Annotated in this window: 17 protein-coding genes; 8 read left to right on the top strand and 9 right to left on the bottom strand. The window is 46.5% G+C overall.

Going from position 1 to position 22,290, the window contains the following annotated elements:
- Positions 1-34: 34 nt before the first annotated feature.
- The 4 genes from NDA01_RS25300 to NDA01_RS25315 form a co-directional block, all read right to left on the bottom strand.
- Complete coding sequence (locus NDA01_RS25300; protein WP_348230161.1) at positions 35-973, bottom strand: alpha/beta hydrolase; 939 nt, start codon at positions 971-973, stop codon at positions 35-37.
- A 523-nt stretch (positions 974-1,496) separates the two neighbouring features.
- Positions 1,497-1,667: a hypothetical protein gene (locus tag NDA01_RS25305; RefSeq protein WP_190442049.1), complete on the bottom strand. Its 171-nt coding sequence runs from the start codon at positions 1,665-1,667 to the stop codon at positions 1,497-1,499.
- 120 nt (positions 1,668-1,787) lie between these two features.
- On the bottom strand, positions 1,788-3,905 hold the full coding sequence (locus NDA01_RS25310; RefSeq protein WP_348230162.1) for a site-specific integrase: 2,118 nt from the start codon (positions 3,903-3,905) through the stop codon (positions 1,788-1,790).
- A gap of 1,458 nt (positions 3,906-5,363) precedes the next feature.
- On the bottom strand, positions 5,364-5,777 hold the full coding sequence (locus NDA01_RS25315) for a helix-turn-helix domain-containing protein (protein WP_348230163.1): 414 nt from the start codon (positions 5,775-5,777) through the stop codon (positions 5,364-5,366).
- A gap of 364 nt (positions 5,778-6,141) precedes the next feature.
- Here NDA01_RS25315 and NDA01_RS25320 point away from each other — a divergent pair, with 364 nt between their 5' ends.
- The 7 genes from NDA01_RS25320 (at position 6,142) to NDA01_RS25350 (ending at position 13,895) form a co-directional block, all read left to right on the top strand.
- The gene (locus NDA01_RS25320) at positions 6,142-7,986 is read left to right on the top strand and encodes a hypothetical protein (protein ID WP_190559580.1); all 1,845 of its coding nucleotides are present in this window, start codon (positions 6,142-6,144) and stop codon (positions 7,984-7,986) included.
- A gap of 113 nt (positions 7,987-8,099) precedes the next feature.
- Positions 8,100-9,578, top strand: coding sequence for a type I restriction-modification system subunit M (locus NDA01_RS25325; protein WP_348230164.1), 1,479 nt, complete (start codon positions 8,100-8,102; stop codon positions 9,576-9,578).
- 40 nt (positions 9,579-9,618) lie between these two features.
- Positions 9,619-10,188, top strand: a complete 570-nt coding sequence (locus tag NDA01_RS25330; protein ID WP_348230165.1) for a Uma2 family endonuclease — start codon at positions 9,619-9,621, stop codon at positions 10,186-10,188.
- A gap of 82 nt (positions 10,189-10,270) precedes the next feature.
- On the top strand, positions 10,271-11,392 hold the full coding sequence (locus NDA01_RS25335) for a restriction endonuclease subunit S (RefSeq protein ID WP_348230166.1): 1,122 nt from the start codon (positions 10,271-10,273) through the stop codon (positions 11,390-11,392).
- Between the two features lie 161 nt (positions 11,393-11,553).
- Positions 11,554-12,117: a Uma2 family endonuclease gene (locus tag NDA01_RS25340; RefSeq protein WP_348230167.1), complete on the top strand. Its 564-nt coding sequence runs from the start codon at positions 11,554-11,556 to the stop codon at positions 12,115-12,117.
- Positions 12,118-12,550: 433 nt separating this feature from the next.
- Positions 12,551-13,084 carry a hypothetical protein gene (locus NDA01_RS25345; RefSeq protein WP_348230168.1) on the top strand — a complete coding sequence of 178 codons (534 nt, stop codon included), beginning with the start codon at positions 12,551-12,553 and terminating at the stop codon, positions 13,082-13,084.
- Positions 13,077-13,895 carry a pentapeptide repeat-containing protein gene (locus NDA01_RS25350; RefSeq protein ID WP_348230169.1) on the top strand — a complete coding sequence of 273 codons (819 nt, stop codon included), beginning with the start codon at positions 13,077-13,079 and terminating at the stop codon, positions 13,893-13,895. The genes NDA01_RS25345 and NDA01_RS25350 overlap by 8 nt, the downstream gene beginning before the upstream one ends.
- A gap of 166 nt (positions 13,896-14,061) precedes the next feature.
- Here the strand turns inward: NDA01_RS25350 and NDA01_RS25355 are convergent, their stop codons facing one another.
- A complete protein-coding gene (locus NDA01_RS25355) occupies positions 14,062-14,985 on the bottom strand; it encodes a hypothetical protein (RefSeq protein WP_348230170.1) in 924 nt (307 codons plus the stop codon).
- A 56-nt stretch (positions 14,986-15,041) separates the two neighbouring features.
- Positions 15,042-15,299 carry a hypothetical protein gene (locus tag NDA01_RS25360; protein ID WP_190559596.1) on the bottom strand — a complete coding sequence of 86 codons (258 nt, stop codon included), beginning with the start codon at positions 15,297-15,299 and terminating at the stop codon, positions 15,042-15,044.
- Positions 15,300-15,516: 217 nt separating this feature from the next.
- Here NDA01_RS25360 and NDA01_RS25365 point away from each other — a divergent pair, with 217 nt between their 5' ends.
- Positions 15,517-18,915: a DEAD/DEAH box helicase family protein gene (locus NDA01_RS25365; protein WP_348230171.1), complete on the top strand. Its 3,399-nt coding sequence runs from the start codon at positions 15,517-15,519 to the stop codon at positions 18,913-18,915.
- 9 nt (positions 18,916-18,924) lie between these two features.
- Here the strand turns inward: NDA01_RS25365 and NDA01_RS25370 are convergent, their stop codons facing one another.
- The 3 genes from NDA01_RS25370 to NDA01_RS25380 all read right to left on the bottom strand — a co-directional run bounded on the left by NDA01_RS25370 (position 18,925) and on the right by NDA01_RS25380 (position 21,659).
- Positions 18,925-19,872, bottom strand: coding sequence for a ParB/RepB/Spo0J family partition protein (locus NDA01_RS25370; protein WP_348230172.1), 948 nt, complete (start codon positions 19,870-19,872; stop codon positions 18,925-18,927).
- On the bottom strand, positions 19,865-20,509 hold the full coding sequence (locus tag NDA01_RS25375) for an AAA family ATPase (RefSeq protein WP_190559598.1): 645 nt from the start codon (positions 20,507-20,509) through the stop codon (positions 19,865-19,867). Before NDA01_RS25375 ends, NDA01_RS25370 begins: the two co-directional genes overlap by 8 nt.
- Positions 20,510-21,080: 571 nt before the next feature.
- On the bottom strand, positions 21,081-21,659 hold the full coding sequence (locus tag NDA01_RS25380; RefSeq protein WP_190564197.1) for a hypothetical protein: 579 nt from the start codon (positions 21,657-21,659) through the stop codon (positions 21,081-21,083).
- Positions 21,660-22,290: the final 631 nt, after the last annotated feature.

Genomic DNA, 22,290 nt, shown 5'->3' on the forward strand with positions numbered 1-22,290 from the left:
CTTTGCACACTGTTGTTACTATTGTTACGTGGCTCTACTTTAAGCTTCGATTGTAAAAATCAGCAACCTTGTCAACGTAAATCTTTGGATTGGTGTTGTAACTCTCAGGATGTGTTTTCGCCTGGGTTTCCCAATATTCAGCTAAAGGATACGCTGCTTTGAGTTGGCGAGCATTGTCTACAGGTGTGTAAGGATCGATCGCGCTGTGAATAATCAAAACTGGTCGAGGAGAAATGCGACCTATTTCCTGCACAGGCTTAGAAGAGATCGGGTCATGACCAGTCCACAAATGTCCAAACAGCATAGTAGAAGGTAAAAAGATCTCAGGTAGGCCCGAAGCTGAGTGCCAATGTTGCTGAATCACTGGATAAACCTCGGCGTAGCCACTATCAGTGACGACGGCTCCAATATCAGGGTCATTGGCGGCGGCTCCAATGACAGCAGCAGACCCCATTGAAACTCCTAAGACTCCAATCTTTTGGGGCTTAAAACCCTTTGTCTTGAGCCAATCTGCGGCGGCAATCACATCCCGCCTTTCGGTAATGCCAAAAGTAAAGCGAGACGGAGTACTCTGCCCATGTCCTCGCAAATCGATCATGAGAATGGAGAAGCCTTTTTGATTCATCGCTGAACCAAATTCCGGAAACTTTCCAGCCAACTCAAGAGTACGACTGGAATTCAAGCCATGCACTAAAATCAATACCTTGTCAGTCGTTTTGGCAGGAATGAACCAGCCCTTGATTTCTAAATTGTCGGATGTCCGAAATTCAACTTCTTGAGGCGGAACCACAAAAACTGATGCTTGAAGCGGGTCAAAGCTCTGTTTTGGGGTGGAAAGCGTATGTCCTGCATAGGCAGAGATGCCCAAATACCCAACCACCAACAGGGCTGAAATACCAGCAGCTAACTTGAGGGCAAGATAATTTGGAGGCTTACGATTGATTGAATCAGAACCTGTTGCTTTCACTCCCACTGAAGCCTCCTGAAAGGATAACGACCCAAACAAGTGGCAGCAAATGACTCCGATCGCCCCGTCAATTTCTTTCCAGCATCCGCTGAATTGGCTGATTAGTCTGCTTTCACTCTCATAGACCAGTTTAGGATTAAAGCTCTGGCTGACAAGTACAGCAACAGCCCATTACAAAGATGCCAAAGAAAATGGGTGCCGGTTGAGAAGTAGGGACAAACTGCTTGATCCAGTGTACGAAATGAAAGGGCTAGTAGAAATACCCCTGATGCCGCGAGTAGAAACAATGGCTCCTGCTTCAGTTGTTGATAGTAGTGCAGTCCCAATCCCCGCAACACTAGAAAGGCCGGAACATACGACAGAGAACCATTGAAGAGATAAGTAACTGTTCACTGAGGTTGCTGGCAAAGAAAAATCCAGCGATTGATGCTCCGGTATAGTCAGATTTCATCCTGACGCCCTAACAGCTGTACAGCCATAAAAACCAAAGCTGGAAGGCAGAATAAGGCATCACCCCTGATAAATTGGCTCACTGTGTCGCCAAGGTATGAAATAGGGAACTACCAATTTCAGTACTGGTGGCTAACGTGATCAAAATCCAAATACCCGGAGGCACTTTTGGTTGTCGTTGAGCCAATTGCCAAATTACCCCGGCTGCCGTGAGAAATGCAAGCTTAGGTTTGCCGATAAACATTGCCATTTTGAGGCATTCTCGGCAATGTTTCTTGTGCAGATCAAGCAAAGTAGTGATCGCGTATTGTTTATCCGCATTGACTTGCCCTCTAAGGAGGCCTTAACGAGTCTTAGAGGGCCAATCATATTAGATATCCGATGGCTCGTCATTGAGTAGCTGCTGAATCAGTTGCTGTCGCTCTTCCTGACTTAGCCCTTTTGCCATCATTGTCATCTCGCTCAAGCTGAATGCTGCCTGAGCCATAGAATGCACATCTTCTAAATCTCGCAGGAGCACCTCATCGATCGCAGCCTGAATCGGACGTATTTTGTCTTCATGTGTGCTGCGATCGTACATTCGCTTTAACGTTTCTAGCGAGTGACCCATCATATAAGCTAGCGATTCTAGTTGACGGTCACTTAAACCTTTTTGAAAGGCCCAAGTAGCCCATATGTATCTCAGGGTATGTGGAGTGGGACGTTTTGGTGTTTTCATTAAGCGATGAGCAGGAGTACTAAAGCTTCTAGCCAAATTGGAGTCACAAAATTTATTTCCTGCTCTTGGCTTCACCCACCAGTAGCCCCAGATATACTGCTCCCCGACCTCGTCTTCTAGGGGTTGATGATGATCTTTTGGGTCGAAATCCATACGACCAGCAGTTATCAATAACATTCTCTTGCCTAGAAACTCCCTTTGCCAACCTCGATAAACTTCAGCTTTGACACTTTTTGTTTGCATCCACTCCCCAAAAAGCCAGCGATCCATGTAGTCATAAAAGGTGAGGTTGTCGGAAAACAAGCGATTGGGAATTATAAAAGTTTGTCTGCCGTAGAACCCATCCGTCTTGTAATCGTTAAAGTCAATAACATAAACACCCTCTGGATAATTCTTGCCTGCATGTTTATAAACGCGGGACAAGCAATTGTCTGCCAATTGGCCATTGCGGTTCTTCTTACGGTGCTTAAACTCAATGGGTGGTAAATACAATCCGTGAACCGGAACTTCCTCAGGCTTTTTTATGGGACAACTCAAAGCAATTCTAGTCTCTCGATAGTCTTCTTGCCGCCTAGGTGGAAAGGTCGTCAACAGGTACCAAAACAGAAAGATAAAGGTAGACTTTGCAATACTAGTTCGAGCTCGAATTTGCTTCCTACTATTATGGGGTCGTGCCTCAAGCCTGAGAGGTTCTGTGACCTCCTTATACAATGTCTCTAAAGCAGTTTCACCTAGGACTGGATCTGGCCACTTATCTTCTTGCTTAACAACTGACTTTTTTGTTCTCCGCCACTGCTCACGTAACACCTCTGTCGCTGAGCATTGATCCTGAAGGTGGGTAATCATAGGGATTTGGTAAAAATCCTGCCTGCGGCTCACCAACGTGCGGTACTGAAACTTGGCGATCGCAAGCAAGGCAGATTCTTTGCCTGCCCAGGTATGAGGGCTAAAGGAACCGCAGAACTCGTTAATGTATTGTTGATAGGCCATGACCCAATCATCAGTTTGATCAATACCTTCCTGCCAAAGTTTTCGAGTTTCTCTGCGAGACAAATCTTCTAAGTCTTCCTCGCTTACTTTAGGAAGTAGTAAATCAAAATTTAATTGCTCCTCAGGAATGCCAGGCTGATACACATTCTTAAAAAATCCGAGGAATAATCGGCTTTGTTCGAGATAAATATCAATGGAGCTTGCTTCCAAAGTCTTAACTAAATTTCTCGGACGGCAATATCCTGAATAAAAAGTTCGGAAGGCTGCTTCATTTTGTTGCTGGGTGGCTGTTAGCTCCTCTGGTCGCAAGCCATATTGAGGATAGCGTCCTCGTCTCTCCGTCAACCTCATCTCAGCAATACCACCTCGACCTCGGTGCATTCGAGGAGCACATTTCTGCTCCCAGTCATCACTACCTGAACCAGGATAGAAACCTTCTGCTTGAGTCCACTTCAAGCAACCTTTGACTGCTGCACCATAAGTGTTTCGGCTGGCTTGTGGAGGATTAAGTAAATCGTATCCTCGATACAAAGCGTCTTCAATTTCCATCAAGCGATCGCTTGATAAATTACGGAAGAAATCCCAGGCTCGTTGTGTATCATGCTTCGTCATTTTTCCTTGGGAACCTTGACGCTTAAATCCCATACCAGTTGCAACAAACCTGAGAAAACCTGTATTAAGGTGGTTAAATAGATACTTCCATTGTTCTGGCGAATGAACTGCTTGCAAAGATTCCTTGTAAAGTTCAATGACCTTGAATACACTTAATTTCTTGCTCATGATTGATTACTCGGAAAAAGTTGTAGGATGTGCAGAATTAGCTTTTGTTTAGAAGCCAAGTAGTTTCAGAGAGGGGGGTTAACTTACATTGCTATTAGAAGCAAAATTTATAATTTAACCCCATATTAGTAACGCAAAGGAGTTACTAGGAATACTCAAACCTTGCTAGAGAAAAATCCTTCAATCTATTGTTTCCAGGGCTTATGAAGCTCTTGTTTAGTTGAGCTTCTAATAAATAATTCCGGGCTTTTTTCAAAATCAAAGGATTTAAATAAATCCTGAAGCCGCTACAAGTCGAACTTATTTCTGATCCGACGTTTCTACCTTTCATATCCTTTTGGCCTATTTCAAGAAGATAAGGTCTTGATGCTTAGCTAATTACCTATGGGATAATGATTTGAATTGTTTTCCGACCGATTCTTTCAACGAATTCACTACGAGAGATACCTAGTGCTTGGCTAATTTCGTCGAGTCCTTGAACTCCAGTAGGTGTGATGCTAATTGAAACAGTTCGCTTGAGTTCGTCATAAAGTTCTGGTTGTCCACGACGAGACTTGACCCCTTTGCAAGCAGACTTTCGTTGATGAAGAAGCCGAGATTTCCTTTTAGTTCTGGCTTTAGTTGATTTCGAAGGATGCGAATCAGGCATGGTATCTCCTGGGTAAGTGGCTACAAAAATGCACAAAAAAGTCGAGGGGGCTATGCAGTTTCAAACTGACATAGCCCCCTCGACGGGTAAGCTCAATAAATTCTGATATCAAGTAGAGCAATGAAGCTCTACTGGCAGGGCCACAGATAGACCTCTAGCTCTAATATACCCCCGGCCCTACGCTTATCTAACACGAAGAAAGGATCGTTAGAGCCAATAAAGCCAACTTTCCATAAGTCTATTGATGTTCAATGACTAAAGGGATCGCGTTTCTAACAAATACAGGGTTCAAACTGGTGAAGCTGTCATTTGCCGCTATTTAATCCTTAAAGCTTAGACTAGGTAAAGGTTTTAGAGACTTTGTGTCTTTCGTATAAACTTCTAGAATATGAGCAAGAGCGGTACTAATTCAAATTGTCCCAATTGAACCTCTCTACATTTTGTCGCATGAAACCCTTGCTGCTTGCATACTTTAGCGATCGCATGGCATTTTGCTACACCTTTGCTACCTTTACCCCAAGATTGGACGGATGAAACTAGCTTGTAGTTATGAAAAAGTAATTGCTTAGAAGACGGAATTCATGAGCCTTTTGGCTTTGATCGTTAGAATTTTTTGAAAGTGCTTATGAAACGCGTTTCATAAGCACTTTCCCATCATAAGGATTGAGAGTAAGGTCAAGGACACGTGCCTATGCGACGACATGATTTTGGACTAGCAGCCGCATTTGAACAGAAAGTTACGGTTTCGTTGCTTAGTTTGATTTTTGTTTTGACTGCGCAAACCAAGTAGAGCCCTACGCGTTCTAGTTTTACGAGTTAGAGCAAAAACCAAGTGTGAGAAGAGCCTCTTTGATGGTGTTCTTGGGAGGTTTGTTTTTTGGTGCTGATAATCCTAACTCAGCAGCAGTCTCAAAAATTTCTCTGACTAAGGCATCACGAGCGTTACTGAGGCATGCCTCGTCTTGAAGTGTTGCTTCAAGCCTGCCTTCATGCGCTAAGTTGTATAACTCTAAAGCAGGTCTGCCTAAAACGTGAGACAGCTTATTAAGTGTGGAGTCTGTTGGATTTGTCCCTTTGAAGCAGGCTGATCTCAAACCTGGTTGACTAATACCAGCTTGCTTTGCCAGTTCATTCATGCTGACGGTGTGATCCTTCATATGCTGTAGGATCAGCTTACCTAAAGGGGAACAATGCTCAGGTTTTACTTGTAGCCTTGCCGCCATCTTTTAAACTTAATTTTGGTATTCACTTGACTTGACATCATAGCTTTATTCTATGATGATTCTTAACAAGAGACAAGGATGACGACGGGCAACGTGATTGAGCCCCACCGAACCCTGATGTCATCCAAGCTCTTGAATACACACAATGTCGCAGTTTCAACTGCAAGAGCCGAGTAGTCGCCTACTTTGGCGTGATGGCTCTATCTTATTTATAAGCTAAACCCTTGTAAATAGGCTAGTACCTTCAGCTGACGTACTAGTGAAGAGCGTCTATCTCGGCTTCGAAAAAAGGAGCTAAGATGGCAAAACCGCTGGATTTCAGTGAAATTGAACTAGCTAATGTATTGAATGGGGCTGGTGCAGTATGGTAGCACTTGCCCCATCCAAACCTAAAAGGTTTGATTACGTTCGGGAGTGGAATGATGAGTTCCTTGGGATCTTTCCGCACCGAGGCGACTACCTATATGCAGAGCATCCAGAGCCAGGAACCAGGCCAGAGTGGAAAACTGAGAGCAAACATCTCCTTAGCGATCGCCTGATTCGTCAGGGAGCTTACCTTTATGGAGTGAGGTTTGGCTCTCAAACCGATTACTTGATGCTCGATCTGGACCCAACTAGCCACTACCACCCAGGGTGTGACCCCTGGTCTATAGGACGCATTCTGGAGGCTTTAGAGCTAGTTGGTTTAGTGGAGTACGTTGCTGTTCAATCGAGCTATCGAAGCGGCATTCACCTTTACTTTCCCTTTGAGAAAGCTCAACGCTCATGGGCGATCACTCTAGTTGCTCAAACTCTTCTAGAAAATGCTGGATTTAAAGTCCAACCAGGGCAATTGGAAATTTTTCCTAACCCTAAGCCTTATGGTGAGCATGACCTAACTCTATACAATGGCCATCGATTGCCTCTCCAATCGGGAAGCTACCTTCTAGATAAAAACTGGGAGCCCACTTACAGTACCGATGCTGCATTTGTATCGCGTTGGAAGTTTGCTCAGGCCAGAAACGATATTGATAGTCAGGCTATAGAGAAGACGCTCAAAAAAACACAGCGTAAGCAATACTTTGTACGCGGAAGGGCTCAAAAATTCCTCAATGACCTTAATGCTGAGATTGAGCCTGGGTGGACGGGACTAGGACAAACTAACCACTTGTTAGGAAAGATTGCTTGCAGAGCGCGTGTCTTTCACCACGTTGTTTATGGAGGTGAGCCCTTAACTGGTGAACAATTAGCAGATGCAATTGTCCAGACCGCCCGTCTACTACCTGGTTTCTCTGAATTTTGCCAGCATCAACATGAACTAGAGTTGCGAACTAGAGAGTATGCACGAGCAGCTGAGAAACGTTACTACCCTTACGGCTCTAAAGGGACTTCCAACAAGCTCATAGCAGATGGAATTACCTCAACACCGACCTGGAACCAACAACAGGCTCTATCAGCACGAGAGCGAATTCGAGCTGCGATCGCTGACATGCTGAATCAAGGTACGTTACCAGCCCAAGTAACAGCTCGATTCAAAGCGCTGAAGCACTATGGCATCGGCAGCGATACCTTAAGCAAGAATCGAGATTTATGGGACCCACGAAAACTCCAAGTCTCACCACAGGAATTCCTACCTAAAGAGCAAAACTTTAATAACCCTGAAGCCACAGAATCCTTACAGGAAGAGGAATTCCTACCTAAAGACGCCAATAAGCTTGTGCGAGGGGAGGTATCAGTGGCCTCCTCCATTGGCCCTGATACCTCTTCTGCTTTTTATGATGGGGGGTCTGGGGGGTTTTCCACAGGGTTTAATGATGCCTGGAAGCCGCCTGATGCTGCTGCCCAAAAAGTTATTGAAGGTATCCACAAGCAGCTTAAGGAAACTAGGTTAAAGCAGGAGTCTGAAAGGAATCAAAGGCGGCAAAGCCGGTTTGGTTTTCTCTCTCATCTTGACAACAACGTCGTAATTGAACAGCTTGCTGAACCTGAATTTATTCCTGAGCCTGAATATGTCTTTGAGCGTAACCACATTCCTGAAACCAGCCCTGTTGGCTATGATTCTTTGGATTTGAGTGACTTGATCGCTCAAATTCAGGTTCATGTTAAGCGGCTGGAATGGACATGCTCACAAGCTGATCAATTTGTTGCTGATCATTTTGGTCGAAAGAGTAGGGATCACCTTACAGACGATGAGCTTCTAGCTTTGCTTGGGAAACTGCAATGTCTTTGAGTGTTGTGTTGTCTAAGGGGGCATCGTCAATTTGGCTTTAAAATAGCGATCGCGCAATCTGATGCAGTTTCTCGTTTCTGTGAAATTGCTGCGCCACTTTTGGGAGTAAATGGATGATTACGGGTGAGTTGAAGTCTAAGGTCGATCGCCTTTGGACGACGTTTTGGAATAACGGGATTAGTAACCCGCTATCGGTGATCGAGCAGATTTCTTACTTGCTGTTCATCAAGCGGCTGGATGACCTGGAGCTGGCGAAGGAGCGCAAGGCCCAGCGGTTGAATCGGCCTGTGCAAGAGCCAATCTTTTCGGCGGAGCAGCAGCGTTGTCGTTGGTCGCATTTCAAGAATTTGACGAATGCTGAGGAAATGCTGAAGTTGGTGCGGGATGAGGCGTTTCCGTTCATCAAGAATTTAGGTGGGCCGTTGGCTGCGAATGCCTATACTCGCCACATGAAGGACGCAATGTTCCTGATTGCGAACCCAGCGCTGCTGGCGAATGTGGTAGGCCAAATCGACCAGATCCCAATGGAGGATCGGGACACGAAGGGCGACCTGTACGAGTACATGCTGTCAAAGCTGAGTACAGCGGGCACGAATGGGCAGTTTCGTACGCCTCGGCACATTATCAAGATGATGGTGGAGCTGATGGCTCCAGGGCCAAGGGAAATTATTTGCGATCCTGCTTGTGGTACGGCGGGCTTTTTGGTGGCGGCAGCGGAGTACGTGCGCGAGCAGAAGGACAGCGCTGGTAATTTGATCTTGAATGGGCCAGGGAACCGTGAACACTTCGATGCAGAAATGTTTCATGGGTTCGACTTTGACGCGACGATGTTGCGAATTGGCAGTATGAACTTGATGCTGCACGGGATTGAAGACCCAAAAATTGAAGCGCGAGATTCACTTTCGGAGGATCATGCTGGGATTGAGGAGGCGTTTACGCTGATTCTGGCGAACCCACCGTTTAAAGGGTCGATTGAGCAGTCAACGATCGCGAAAGACCTGACCAAGATTATTAAGACTACTAAGACTGAGCTGCTGTTTGTGGCGTTGTTTCTGCGGCTGCTGAAGATTGGGGGACGGGCAGCAGTGATCGTGCCCGATGGGGTGCTGTTTGGCTCATCTAAAGCGCACAAGGACATCCGCACGTTGTTGGTGGAGAATCACAAGCTGGATGGGGTGATCTCGATGCCATCGGGCGTATTTAAGCCGTATGCGGGTGTTTCAACGGCGATTTTGATTTTCACGAAGACGGGCGCAGGTGGGACGGATCACGTTTGGTTCTACGACATGGATGCGGATGGCTTGTCGCTGGATGACAAGCGGCAGCCTGTGGAGCAGAACGACATCCCAGATTTGTTGCGGTGCTGGCAAACCCGAAATCCAGAGCAGGAGACTGACCGCACGAGCAAGGCTTTCTTTGTGCCCAAGGCCGAGATTGCGGCGAATAACTACGACCTCTCAATCAACCGCTACAAGGAAGTGGAGCATGAGGAGGTGGAGTACGAACCGCCGAAGGTGATTTTGCAGAAGCTGCGATCGCTCGAAGACGAGATTCGGGGCGATTTGAATGAGCTGGAGCGGTTGCTAGGATGAACCATATAGCTGAACTGGGTTTGCTGGAGGCTAGGCGATCATGACTGTGACTTCTCAGAAGATGACGCTGGAAGAGTACCTCACCTATGACGACGGTACAGACAATGTTTATGAGTTGGTGAATGGAGAGTTGGTTGAGATGCCGCCGGAGAGTGAGCTAAATCGCCGAATCGCTAGTTTTTTGTTCGCTTATTTCCTACAACAGGGCATCCCGGCTTATCGGCTGACGATGAAGACTGAAATTGTGGTCAGTGGCTCACGGGCAACGACACGCTTCCCGGATGTGATGGTGCTGTCTGATGAGTTGGCAGCGGCTCTAGAGGGAGCTAGCCGCTCGACGGTGATGCCAGAAATGCCGCCACCGCTGTTGGTGGTTGAGGTGGTGAGCCCAGGGCAGGAAAAGCGGGATTACCGCTATAAGCGATCGGAGTATGCAGCACGAGCGATCGCGGAGTATTGGATTGTTGACCCAATGCAGCAAAGGGTGACGGTCTTGGAGTGGGTGGAAGGGCTATATGAGGAGCAGGTCTATGAAGCCGACAGTCCGATCGCCTCACCACTTTTTGGGGCTTTAAACCTTACAACTTCGCGGGTTTTACAGGGACAATAAAAATTGATGTTTATAGGCTACAAAAGGCGATCGCTAGAAATTGGAATTGATCTAGCCTTGACGGTTTGGGGAGATTGTTTGAATGAGCATTAAATCTCGTACTTTACCTGCTGGCTGGAAATGGTCGAAATTAGGTGAAGTACTCCATAGTATTGAGGCAGGCAAAAGCCCCAAAGCTCAAGAAAGGCCAGCAGATGCTGGGGAATGGGGTGTTTTAAAGGTTAGTTCTGTAACGTGGGGAGAATTCCGATGCCAGGAAAATAAAGCTTTATTTCCTGAGTTCAAAGCAGACGGTATACCAACAGTACGGACTAGTGATCTTCTTTTATCCCGAGCTAACACAGTTGAGCTGGTTGGAGCTGTGGCAATAGCAAGAGAGGATTATCCAAATTTAATTCTTTCAGACAAAACTCTTCGTTTGAACCCAAATTTAAATCTAGCTAACCCCTTATATTTGCTTCACGCACTTCGTACTCAAGAAGCTCGAACTCATTTAGAGAGTCATGCGACAGGTACAAGTGGTTCTATGCGGAATGTGTCTCAAGAAAGTATTCGGAATACTCCTATACTTATTCCTCCGTTGGAAGAACAAAATCGTATTGCTGCCATACTCGATCGCGCTGATGCTATTCGACGGAAGAGGCAGGAGGCGATCGCCCTTACACAAGAACTCTTGCGATCGGCTTTCTTAGAAATGTTCGGTGATCCTATAATAAATCCGAAAAGTTGGAATCTCATGCCTATTTCGGATGTGGCCACGAAGGCTCGTTATGCAATTGTGGATGGTCCATTTGGAGCTAGCCTCAAACAAGAAGAATACGTTGAGGAAGGCATACCGGTTATTCGGATAAATAATATTAAGCCTCTTACTTTCCACAATAAAGACTTCAAATTTATTACACAACAGAAGTTTAATGAGCTAAAACGCAGTGCGGTAAGAAAAAACGATCTTCTCATGGCTCGCGTCGGCCATACAGTTGGAAAAGCTTGTCTCTTTGATCAAGATTATCCTGCTCTTTTATCTACAACTGGAGTAGCTAAAATCACTTGTGACTCTTCCACAATCTGCCCAGAATTTCTCATACATCAGCTCAATCTTCCACAATATCAAAAGTATTTGGCAATGCATGTTGGAGGTGCAGGACAGCCATATCTAAATTTGACAAAAATAAAAGCTTTACAAATTATTGCCGCCGGTGCCTGAACAAGATCGCTTTGTTCAATTAGTTAATTTTCAAAATGAAGCGAGAAGGAAACTTTTGAATTTTCAGAATACAAATGTAAGTTTTTTTAATGCTCTTCTTCACAAAGCTTTTCGTGGAGAGCTTTAAATGGTTACCGAAGTCGTAGTCTCTTAATCTAGCCATGATTGCCTCACCGCAACCCCACCTAACCGCCGAAGAGTACTTAGCTTGGGAAACTGAGCAAGACACTCATCATGAGTATGTCAACGGGGCGATTATTGCCATGACAGGCGGTAGCATTGCTCATAACCTGTTGGCTCTCAACCTCTACAGCGCTTTGCGGCCTCACTTGCGACACCGTGGCTGTGTGGCTACTGTGGCTGATGTCAAAGTGCAAGTGAGTAGCAGCATCTACTACTATCCCGACTTAGTGGTTACATGCAGCGATCGAGATTTGCAAGCACGTCAACTCATTCAAGATCCTTGCGTCATTGTTGAAGTACTTTCCCCCAGCACCGCAGCCAACGACCGAGGCGACAAATTCAAAAACTACCGCAACCTAGATAGCTTGCAAGAATACGTCCTAATCGACTCCGAGAAAATTAGCGTCGAGCGCTATCGGCGGGGTGAAGGTCGGATGTGGCTTTACCATCCCTACACTGCTGGTGAAACCCTCATTTTAGAAAGCCTAGAATTTGAGTGCGCGATTGATCAGATTTACGAAGGTGTTTCTTTAGAACCGTAATCTTGACCTCCAAACCTCGCCATGATTGCCTTTTAGCAATTAGTTTGGTTTTATGCTTAATGAATTAAACTGTCCCGTTTTTGAGCGATCGCCCTACCGTAGCTTTCCTCTAGACAAAATTAGTTGAAATGCCAGAATAGAGCAGCATAGTTCTCAAGCTTTCGCCCTGATGAATGTCAGCCCAGAGCCTCAAGTAGAGAGTAAGTTTCCTGACTGCGTAGCGATGAAACTCCACCTTCAGGCAAAATCTGAAGACCCTAAGGCCTTGTTACTGAAATCAAACAAGACACAGGTAACAGCTCATCCAAAAGAATTTGATCTCAGTCTTAGTATCAGCTTTAGTGGTGAGCAGGAAATAGTAGTGCCAGGTGGCACTCGGCTAGGGCTACCAGGAGGACGGGCAACCGTTGGCATAAAGCGGGGACAGCTTCGATTGACCCTTCAAAATTGCAAATTGCCATTAGAAAAGACAACCCTTTTAGAACCATTCAAGGCATCGATCACGGTAGAAACGCAAAAGACTAAATCCTCTGCAATTCAGGCAAGCGCAGCATCGAATGCTCCTAGTATGGGAACGCAAGCAACTGAAGGATCAACTGAGAAGACTACCGTAGAAGTTTTTCAGGTTGAGAAGATAGGCTCTGAAGACAAACCTGCCTGGATCTTTGAAGCTTACGGCGATCGCCCAATTTTAGAAGGAATGCTCACAGAAATACCATTGGGTACTCTTCAAGTTGATGAGCTTCCTTGTGAAATAACTGCTGATTTTATGGTTCGAGGTGAGGATGTTCAGATCACCTGGAGACAAATTGAGCAAGAGGATGTTCATTACTACTGGGCACGAAGGAAAGTTGAAAAGATTCATCGCAATAAGCTTGTTGTGATTAAACGAGCGATCGCTCTTCGATATATCAAACCAATGGTTGAATCTGCCCCTCTTTGTCAGGAGAGGTGGGAGCATGGCTGACCTGACTTCCTTTGAACAACTAGAGCAAGCCATTGGTGATGTCCTTGATGCTCAAACGACCGAGTTTTTCAAGCTAGCTGATATGTTGGGATTAGACCCAACGCAGGATTTTGTCGGAGCTGATTTATCTGACACTGATTTCTCTTCAGAGTATTTAGCGGGTGCAAATTTTACTGGGACAGACTTGCGTGGTGCTGACCTTGAGCGTGCTAAGTTGCAGGGAGCAAACTTTACAAATGCCGATCTAGGTGTTTTACCCTCCAGTTATCTAGCGCGTCTTAAAGAAATCAATTACCTAATTATCAATGCCCGCGACCTCGCCATCGAACGCGCCCACACCCTCGCCCGCGACTTCGACGACGACATGACCTCCGGCTTCCCCAGCACCAGCTACTTCGCCATCGACTCCTACGCCGACCCTCTCGCCGTCGAACGAGCCCTCGCCTTTGCCGTTGCTCTCGAATGCACCCGTGCCCTCGTCCTCGACCTCGCCCTCGTCCTCGACCGTGTCCTCGACAGTGTCATCAACCTCGCCCTTGGTTTGGACGACTTGGACGAAATTCGCGCCCTCGAACGCAACGGCGTCTACATGCGTTGGGATCCCCCCTACCCCACCTCGGATCACAGATCGGAATGCATTCGTGCTATCGGACTTGGAGCAAACTTGTACAGAGCCAACCTCACTGGAGTCGTGCTTGACGGAGCTAATGTTGAGGGGGCACTTATGATTGGCTGTACGGGTTTATCAAGTTCTCAGATTACTGATTTAAAGAGACGAGGAGCCATTTTCGATATTCCTATTGACGATTGATCAGAGGTTCGGGTACTAGTTCCTAGATGAGCCTCTGCGAATATGTCGTTTGGGCCTCCACAGATAGGGAAAAGCGATCGCCTTCGTTGAGTTTAGAGCTGACACAAAACGCTAAGACTTGAACTTCTCATGTTGACCACTGTGCAGTGGGGATACAGAATCAGCCTCAGCAAGGCAGTGGTCCTCTACAAAATTCCTTTAAGAGCGCTTCCCACTGTCCTACATCGGGCGTTTCGTTAGGAAAGACACTTAATATAGTTTTACGTACGAAGCCCTGATCAGTACCGTACTCGCAAAGGACGACTGAAGTCGCCTTTAACTGAGCTTTTTCATAGCTTTGTCCGGGCCGACGAGCATATGCCTTTTGCCTCTCGCTACGCAGTTCCTCAAAGCGTTGGCATTGCTCATCACGACGTTCCTCAAAGCGTCGGCGTTGCTCATCAATTGACTGACCTTGTATTGTGCCGAACGAAGCTTTAGACATTCTGGGCATAATGTCATAGCCAGGCTCAAAAACGCCGCTTTCAGCCAAAGGCCGTGATTTGAAATGTAGAGTGACTTGATATAGGGAAGTGACCTCTCCTGTAATCAGACTGATCTCATACGCTGCTTCATCTTCAGCGGGTGGAGGATCATAATGTGGTATTCCAAGATTGGGTTTTGGAGGAGAACAGGTGGAATAGATACGCAAGGTTTGCTGAGATAGATCACACAGCATATGAGTCACTGTACCCGTTAACCACAGCGGTGGCGATCGCATCAAAAGTCGCCCGTTTATAGTGACATACGCTGCAATCGTGTCACCTTGCACCACCCACAGGATGTCATCAGTGACGCACAAAGGGTACCCATCATCTTGGGATTCCCACACAATGTTGCCCGAAGCAATCGAGCGGCAGATGACCTTGCCCTCGATCGAGCGATAAAACAAGTTAGATTCGGGCAAATCAACGGCAAGTGGATGCGCTAAGGCAGGGGCCACCGCTGTTCGAGGGGCAGGGTGAGGCAAGGTAGTCGGTGGGGGTGCTTCCTCAACCGCAGGTTTGCCTCTGTTGATCGCACGTCGCCAAGAGTTCAGCCACTGCCACATCACATCGTCTCCCATTGCTTAGATAGATACTGACAGTTCTTTCAGAAGGGGCACCACTAAACGGGAATCCAGGCTAGCCAAACTTGCAACAAGATGAAAGCGACAAGATAAGCTACGACTTGTAAGACAAGCAGTCCCAATAGCCCGCCAATCAGCCCCGGTAACCCAATCAAGCCTCCTAGAGAGACTAAAGCGGTTGTGAAAGCAGCCCCGCCGAAGAATGGCGCAGTCTGCAATGCTAGATAAAATGCTCCGGCTGGAACTGCACAACTAACAAGCAGTGCCAGGCTACTAACCAGGGTATTTTTGATCATTTCACTGAACACCGTGAAATCTAATGCCTTTAAACTCTAAGACAAACTGCTATGGCATCAGTAGATAGTTGTGTCGGTTTCGATACTGTCAGTTACCCGCAAGTACGTAATTGGAAAGTGAAGAGATGATGAATCATTCATAGCGACCCCATTAAAATTCTGGTTTCTACGAAAGAATTGGGAATTTTATACCATAAGTTTATTTGTGAAGTTGTAGATGGCATCCAACTTTGACTTTCTGCATAGCCGCTACCCCACTCTGTTTGAACACGCCGCTCATGCCGAAAGCTTGGTTTACGCCGCCCCTCGTGCCAGTTGCTTCTATGCCCGCTTCACCCTAGAGCAAGCCGTTCACTGGCTTTATGAGAACGACCCCTACCTACAGCTCCCCTACGACGAAAGTTTAGGCGCACTGATTCACGAGCCCACTTTCCAAGACAACCTCAAGCCAGGGTTGTTTCCTAAAGTCCGTGCCATTCAGAAAATGGGCAATACAGCAGTTCATGCCGCCACCCTGATTACTGAAAAAGATGCGCTGCGACTGGTTGAAGAGCTCTTTCACTTTCTTTACTGGCTCTCACGCTCCTATTCCCCCAATGCCAAAAATCACCCCTCCGTCACCTTCGATCGCAACCTAATCCCTCAGCCGAGTGCTGCTAGCCAACCCGACCTTTCAAGGCAACAACTCCAAAACCTAGAGACTCAGCTCTCTCAAGTTGACGAAATGCGTCGGATTGCCGAAGCCCGACAGCAGCAAACTGAGCAAGAACTAGCAGCACTCAAAGCCGAGCTTGCAGCGCTCAAACAGCACAATGAAGCAGTTCCCGACCCCCACAACTACAACGAAGCCGAAACTCGTCGCTACCTGATCGATGTCTTGCTCAAAGAAGCAGGGTGGAACATTGAGCAACCCAATTGGACTGAGTATGAAGTTCAGGGAATGCCCACCGACAGCGGGAAAGGACGAGTAGACTACGTGCTTTGGGGCAATGATGGCAAACCGCTCGCTTTGGTTGAAGCTAAACGTACCCGCAAAAGCCCAGCAGAAGGCAAGCACCAAGCCAAACTTTACGCCGACTGCTTAGAGCAACGCTTTGGACAGCGTCCTGTCATCTTCTACAGCAACGGCTACACCACTTGGATTTGGGATGACACCAATTACCCACCCTGTGAGATTCAAGGTTTCCTGAAAAGAGATGAATTAGAGCGGCTGATCTTCCGCCACAGCAATCGCAAACCGCTGCATCGGTTGCTGGTTAACCCTGCTATCGTCGAACGCAGCTATCAAACCGAAGCCATTCGCCGCATCACTGAAACCTTTGATGACAAGAATGGCCGTAAAGCTTTGTTGGTGATGGCTACAGGTACAGGCAAAACCCGAACCGCGATCGCTTTAATCGATGTACTAATGCGGGCCAATTGGGTTAAACGAGTCCTCTTCCTTGCCGATCGCAATGCTTTGCTGACTCAAGCGCTCAGAGCCTTCAAGAGCCACTTACCCACCGCGACCGCTATTGACCTGAGCACAGGCGGTGATGCTGAGACCGCTAACGTGGTGCTCTCCACTTACCCCACCATGTTCAACCGCATTCACCGCAGTGCAGAGGGACAGCGGATCTTCGGCCCTGGCCACTTCGATTTAGTCATTGTGGATGAAGCTCACCGCTCGATCTACAAAAAATACCGCTTTCTATTCGAGTACTTTGACTCGCTCTTAGTAGGCCTGACCGCCACCCCACGGGCTGAAGTGCATCGAGATACCTATCGCATTTTTGAGTTAGAATCTGGCGTTCCCACCTTTGCCTATGAACTCAGTGATGCGATTAGCGATCGCTATTTAGTGCCGCCAAGAGGTATCAAAGTTCCTTTCAAGTTCATGCAGCAAGGCATTCACTATGCCGATCTCCCATCTGCTGAGCAGGAAGAATACGAAGAGAAATTCCAAGACGAAGAAGACGGTTCTTTACCTCCTCAAATCAACGCCTCTGGTCTAAATCAATGGCTGTTCAACGACAACACGATCGATCAAGCCTTAGAGCTGATTATGGAAAAGGGTCTGAAGGTAGAAGGGGGCGATCGCCTAGGCAAAACTATCATCTTTGCTCGTACTCAGGAACACGCGGAGTACATTGTGGGGAGATTTGACAAAAACTACCCCCACTATCAAGGTAAGTTTGCTCAAGCGATTCATAGTGATATCTCCTATGCTCAAAACCTGTTAGATAACTTCTCAGATTTTAAGCAGGAGCCAACAATCGCTGTTTCAGTCGATATGCTCGACACGGGTGTTGATGTGCCTGAGGTTGTTAACCTCGTTTTCTTTAAGCCCGTTTACTCGCGGGTCAAGTTTAATCAAATGATCGGTCGTGGCACGCGCCTCTGCCCCGATCTCTTTGCCCCAGGTGAAGACAAAGCTGAGTTTCTGATTTTTGACCTGTGCAGTAACTTTGAGTTTTTCAGGCAAGAACTCAACGAATCTGACCCTAAGCCGACAGAATCTTTGACGACTCATCTGGTCAAAGCTCGCCTAGAACTAAGTCAGCGGCTTCGTCGCCAATCCACTGCCAAACCTGAGCAAACTGAATTACAAAAATCTCTATTGGATGACCTGCATCGCCATGTCGCCTCAATGGAGCGTGATAACTTCCTGGTGCGCCGTCACTTGCAGAAGGTAGAAGAACTGAGCGCTCGCAATCGTTGGGAGCACTTGAGTGAACTTGATATAGAAGCGATCGCCGATTCACTCTCCAAGCTTCCCAATGGCTTACCCAGCGAAAACCAACTCATCAAGCGATTTGACCTGCTCTGTCTCAAGCTTCAACTCGCAATTTTGAAACAGTCAAAAGACCTCACGAAGCTGCGCGATCAGTTCCGTGATGTTTTGCATCGGCTAGAAGCAAAGCAGACCATTCCAATGGTCAAAGCCAAACTGATGCTGATTGAGGAAGTTCAAGCCGAAGCTTGGTGGGCTAATGTGACACCTGAAGAAATTGAGCAAGTCAGGCAGCAGCTTCGTGATCTCGTCAAATTCATTGATGCTCAAGAGCAACGGATCGTCTACACCGACTTTACTGATGAGCTGGGCGCAATTGAAGAAGTGGATGTACCTATCCAGCAAACTGGCTTTAGCCCCTACCAGTACCGTAAGAAGGTCGAAGCCTACATTCGAGACAATGAAAACCATATTGCGATCGCCAAGCTCAAGCGTAACCTGCCGCTGACCGCAGAAGATTTAGCTGCTCTAGAAGCAATGCTTTTCGATTCAGAAGCAATTGAGAATCGCGATCGCTTTGAAGAGGTCTACGGCAAAAATCTTAGTCTCCAACCTTTCATTCGCAAACTGGTAGGGCTCGATCGCAATGCTGCTAAGCAGGCATTTAGTCAGTATCTTGAGAGCACTCACTTTAATGCTAATCAAATTCGTTTTGTAGAAACCATCATTGATTACCTCACTCAAAACGGCATCATGGACCCAGGATTGCTCTACGAGCCACCTTTTACCGAAGTCCACCACGAGGGATTAGATGGTGTTTTTAGGGATAATGATGCCGACCAAATCATTGCGCTCGTTGACTCGTTTAATCACAACGTTGGCATGAAATTTGGAGCAGCATAAGCTATTGTCTTAAGACTCATTGCTCTCGAATGAATCCTCAACCAGTGATTCCAATTCTTGAAGTAGCTTCTCCAGACGTTTCTGCTTCCGAGAGTCTGGTAATTTTTTGCCCTTCAGCCGTTTAGATACGCTAGCAAGGCGATCGCTCACTGTAGGTTCACTAGACACTGCCTGAGTTAATTCCTTCAGTCGTTCCTTGATCTGCGCTAGCGACAAGTTCTGATCAACCGCTTCCTGCAAAAGGAGTTGCCGCTGCTGCTCATCTTTGAGCTTCGCGATCGCCCTTGCTTTCGTGTATTCAAGCTTGCCTTGGCGCAGCACTTCCAGAATGTTAGGCGGTAGGTTGAGGAGTGGCAGTCGGTTAGACCGGAAGGATTCAGCATTCAATCGTCCAACCACTGCTAAGGTGTCCTCGACCTTTTTCAGTTGAATGGTAACGTTATCATTCAACTCTTTCCCTCGCTGTTTAGCGTTGTATGACTGATGAAGTAAAGAGATTATTTCTTGAGGAGCAGTATCTAGGGCGATCACCAACAGCTGCAAGATTCCTTCAGTTTCTTCAACTGGGTTTAAATCTTCACGTTGCAGGTTTTCCAACAAAGAGACTTGAAGTGCTTGCCGATCATCTAATTCCCGGACCACAATAGGAACTTCTTGCAGCTTCGCGACTTGTGCTGCTCGTAGCCGTCGCTCCCCAGCTACCAGTTCATAACCTCCAGTAGGAATTGGACGGACTAGTAGTGGCTCCAAAATTCCATGCTCTTGCACAGATTGAACAAGCTGCGCCATTTTGCTAGAGTCAAAGTAACGCCGGGGTTGCTGCTTCGGTAGCTTAATACTCTTGGTAGAGACAGATTGTGAAGACAGCTCAGTCTGAATAGAATCAGGGTCAGCAATAAACTTTTTAACGACTGAATCACCAATTGATTGGGTTAAGGATTGCCGAGGTTTAGCCACTGATTCCCTCCAATGCCTGCTTAAATAATTCCTCCATCTCCCGCCTTGCAATTCCAGCTGGACTTCCTGGTAAATCGAAGACGGTAGAGTTTTGCCCAAAACAGTCAGCAATAATTTGTCGCTGATGAATCACTTTATCTAATACCGTTACACCTGGGAATAACCGTAATACCTCGATAGCTTCATCTTTAAGCTTCGTTCCCTTGATAGCGCGATTCACAAAAATAACTGCTTTCGGATCTCCCCGACGAATGCGTTGAGCTTGCTGAACTAAACGCACCGTATCAGAGGCGCTTTCTAAATCAACTCCAGTTGGCTGACAGGGGATAATTGCCAAGTCAGCACTCAAAACGGTTGCTCTTGTCGTTTCTGATAAAGCTGCTGGCCCATCAACAAGCACCCAAGTATAGGACTCAGCTAACTTAGGCATTTCATCTAAAAGCTCATCTGGGCTGTGAACAACTTGGCAAGGAATAGTTTGGTCTAAGCGTGACAACCATTTGGAGGACGACTGCTGAGCATCTGCATCCACAACTACAACTGATTGACTCAGCTTAAGCAGCCAACGAGCTAGATGAACTGAGACAGTGGACTTGCCAGCCCCCCCTTTTTGATTTACAACTGCAACAATTGGCATGAGTAACCCAAGAACTTATCAGACCAAGCTTATGCCAAGTCGTATAGATGAATGGTAACGTTACCATTCATCCTTAGGCACATTGAGCCATTAAACAAGAATCAAAGCTAAAACTACTGTCACCTTCTCTCAGAAACGCTCCTTTTAGAGATAGTCTCTTTCGAGCTCAGCTGTAAACAAACTCATCAATCGTGCGAAGAATTGAAACGTTGATTTGGAAACGAGTTTATTTACAGTTATAGAGCGCTACAAGCTGCATTTTGGTTCAGGTGAAGCGGATGTAAAACAAACGACCGAATATTTGCAGGTTGATTTGAGGTAAAGGATTTGCAGTCCTTTCATGGAAATAATAAAGCGCTCTCTAGCTATAGGTTGTAGAGAGCGCTTTACTTTTCTTGCCTAAACTTTGCCTAAATATCAGTAGAGATCCCTTACACTTTGAGCTTTTGACCCCTACAACCCCAAGGCAGGAATTTTTAGCTTGAGGTCTTGGTATATCAGCAGTTTCAAGCATTCTCAATAGCTGGAATATTAACAGTATCTCAATTCGTTGGCAAAGGCGATCGCTGATTCAGTGAAGCCAGAAAATGATTCTTATTTCTTCTGGATTGCCCAACTCTAGTAACTCTTCAACAAACCAGTCTAGACATCCTACAAACTCACGGTAGCTTTCTACCCATGCAACCTCGGTTGTCCCTTCTCTTTGCGTCATATAAACAGGTTCATCATCTGGAAAACTATCCGGGAAAGAAGCTGAACTGCAAAATAAATGAGCATACTGACTTTTCACATACCCAGTACAGGGTGGAAATTTCCTGCCCCAATCATAATCAATGACTTCTTGAACCATGAACCAAGTGAGATAACGATTTAAGCTAGACCAATTATTCTCAAAATACTCTTTGTAAACAGAATTCATATCCGCTGGAAAACCACGCGGTTGGGAAAGAGGAACTATTTCTTCTGTATGCCCAAGATGATAGAGTTCGCGGCGATGAAAGCCCACCAAAGCTGCAAATAACTCGTATGGTGTACCGAGGCTTATAGCGCCAACTGGTACACTTTTGCCCTTTGACCAATTTGGTTTTGGAATTGGTTCCCATTGGTTATCCCTCCAAACTTCTGCATAGAGGCTACTTGTCGTACTCATTATTTTTGACTGCTGATAAAGAATTTGCAGTTGCGCCTTCACTAAAAGTCAGAGCTGTACAACGGTTGCGCTCAGGGGCTGCCAGTAGCCCGAACTCAGCGGTAGAAAGTTTGAAACAGGCTCGATCTATGTGTACTACAACGAGCTGGACTAATTCTGGCCTACAAAATGCAAAAACACCCGTACTACAAGCGTAATCTTAGGTGTTTTTAGAGTCTGCAACCCTCATTCTCTCGTTGAGTAATTGCGTCCCCCGCAATTAAGATTTAGGGCGATCGCCCCATTCGTGTGCCGCCAGGGTATCAAAAAAGGACCGTTTTTTGATAGGGCTTTGACTCACAACTCCCACCCTGATTTCAGGTCGTTTCAGCCTCGTCAATTTATACCCCTTTTTTAATAGTCCTTGATGGTTCCTAAAGTTGGACACAAAAGGCTCAAAAAGGAGTAGTACAGCGGCCTTTTTGCCCCTTTGCAGCGGCTACAAGCCCGATGCTCTCGTTAGTCTGCTGCTCTGGGGAGCAACTAACCAATCCCCCTTAGCGATGCGTTCATGGCGGCCATGCCGTCTGCAACAGCCCTAGCGTTGTTTTTGGTCCGATTGCTACGGGAACGCCTAACCAAAAAAAATAAA

This window comes from Trichocoleus desertorum AS-A10 (genome assembly GCF_039962155.1).
Lineage (GTDB): Bacteria > Cyanobacteriota > Cyanobacteriia > FACHB-46 > FACHB-46 > Trichocoleus.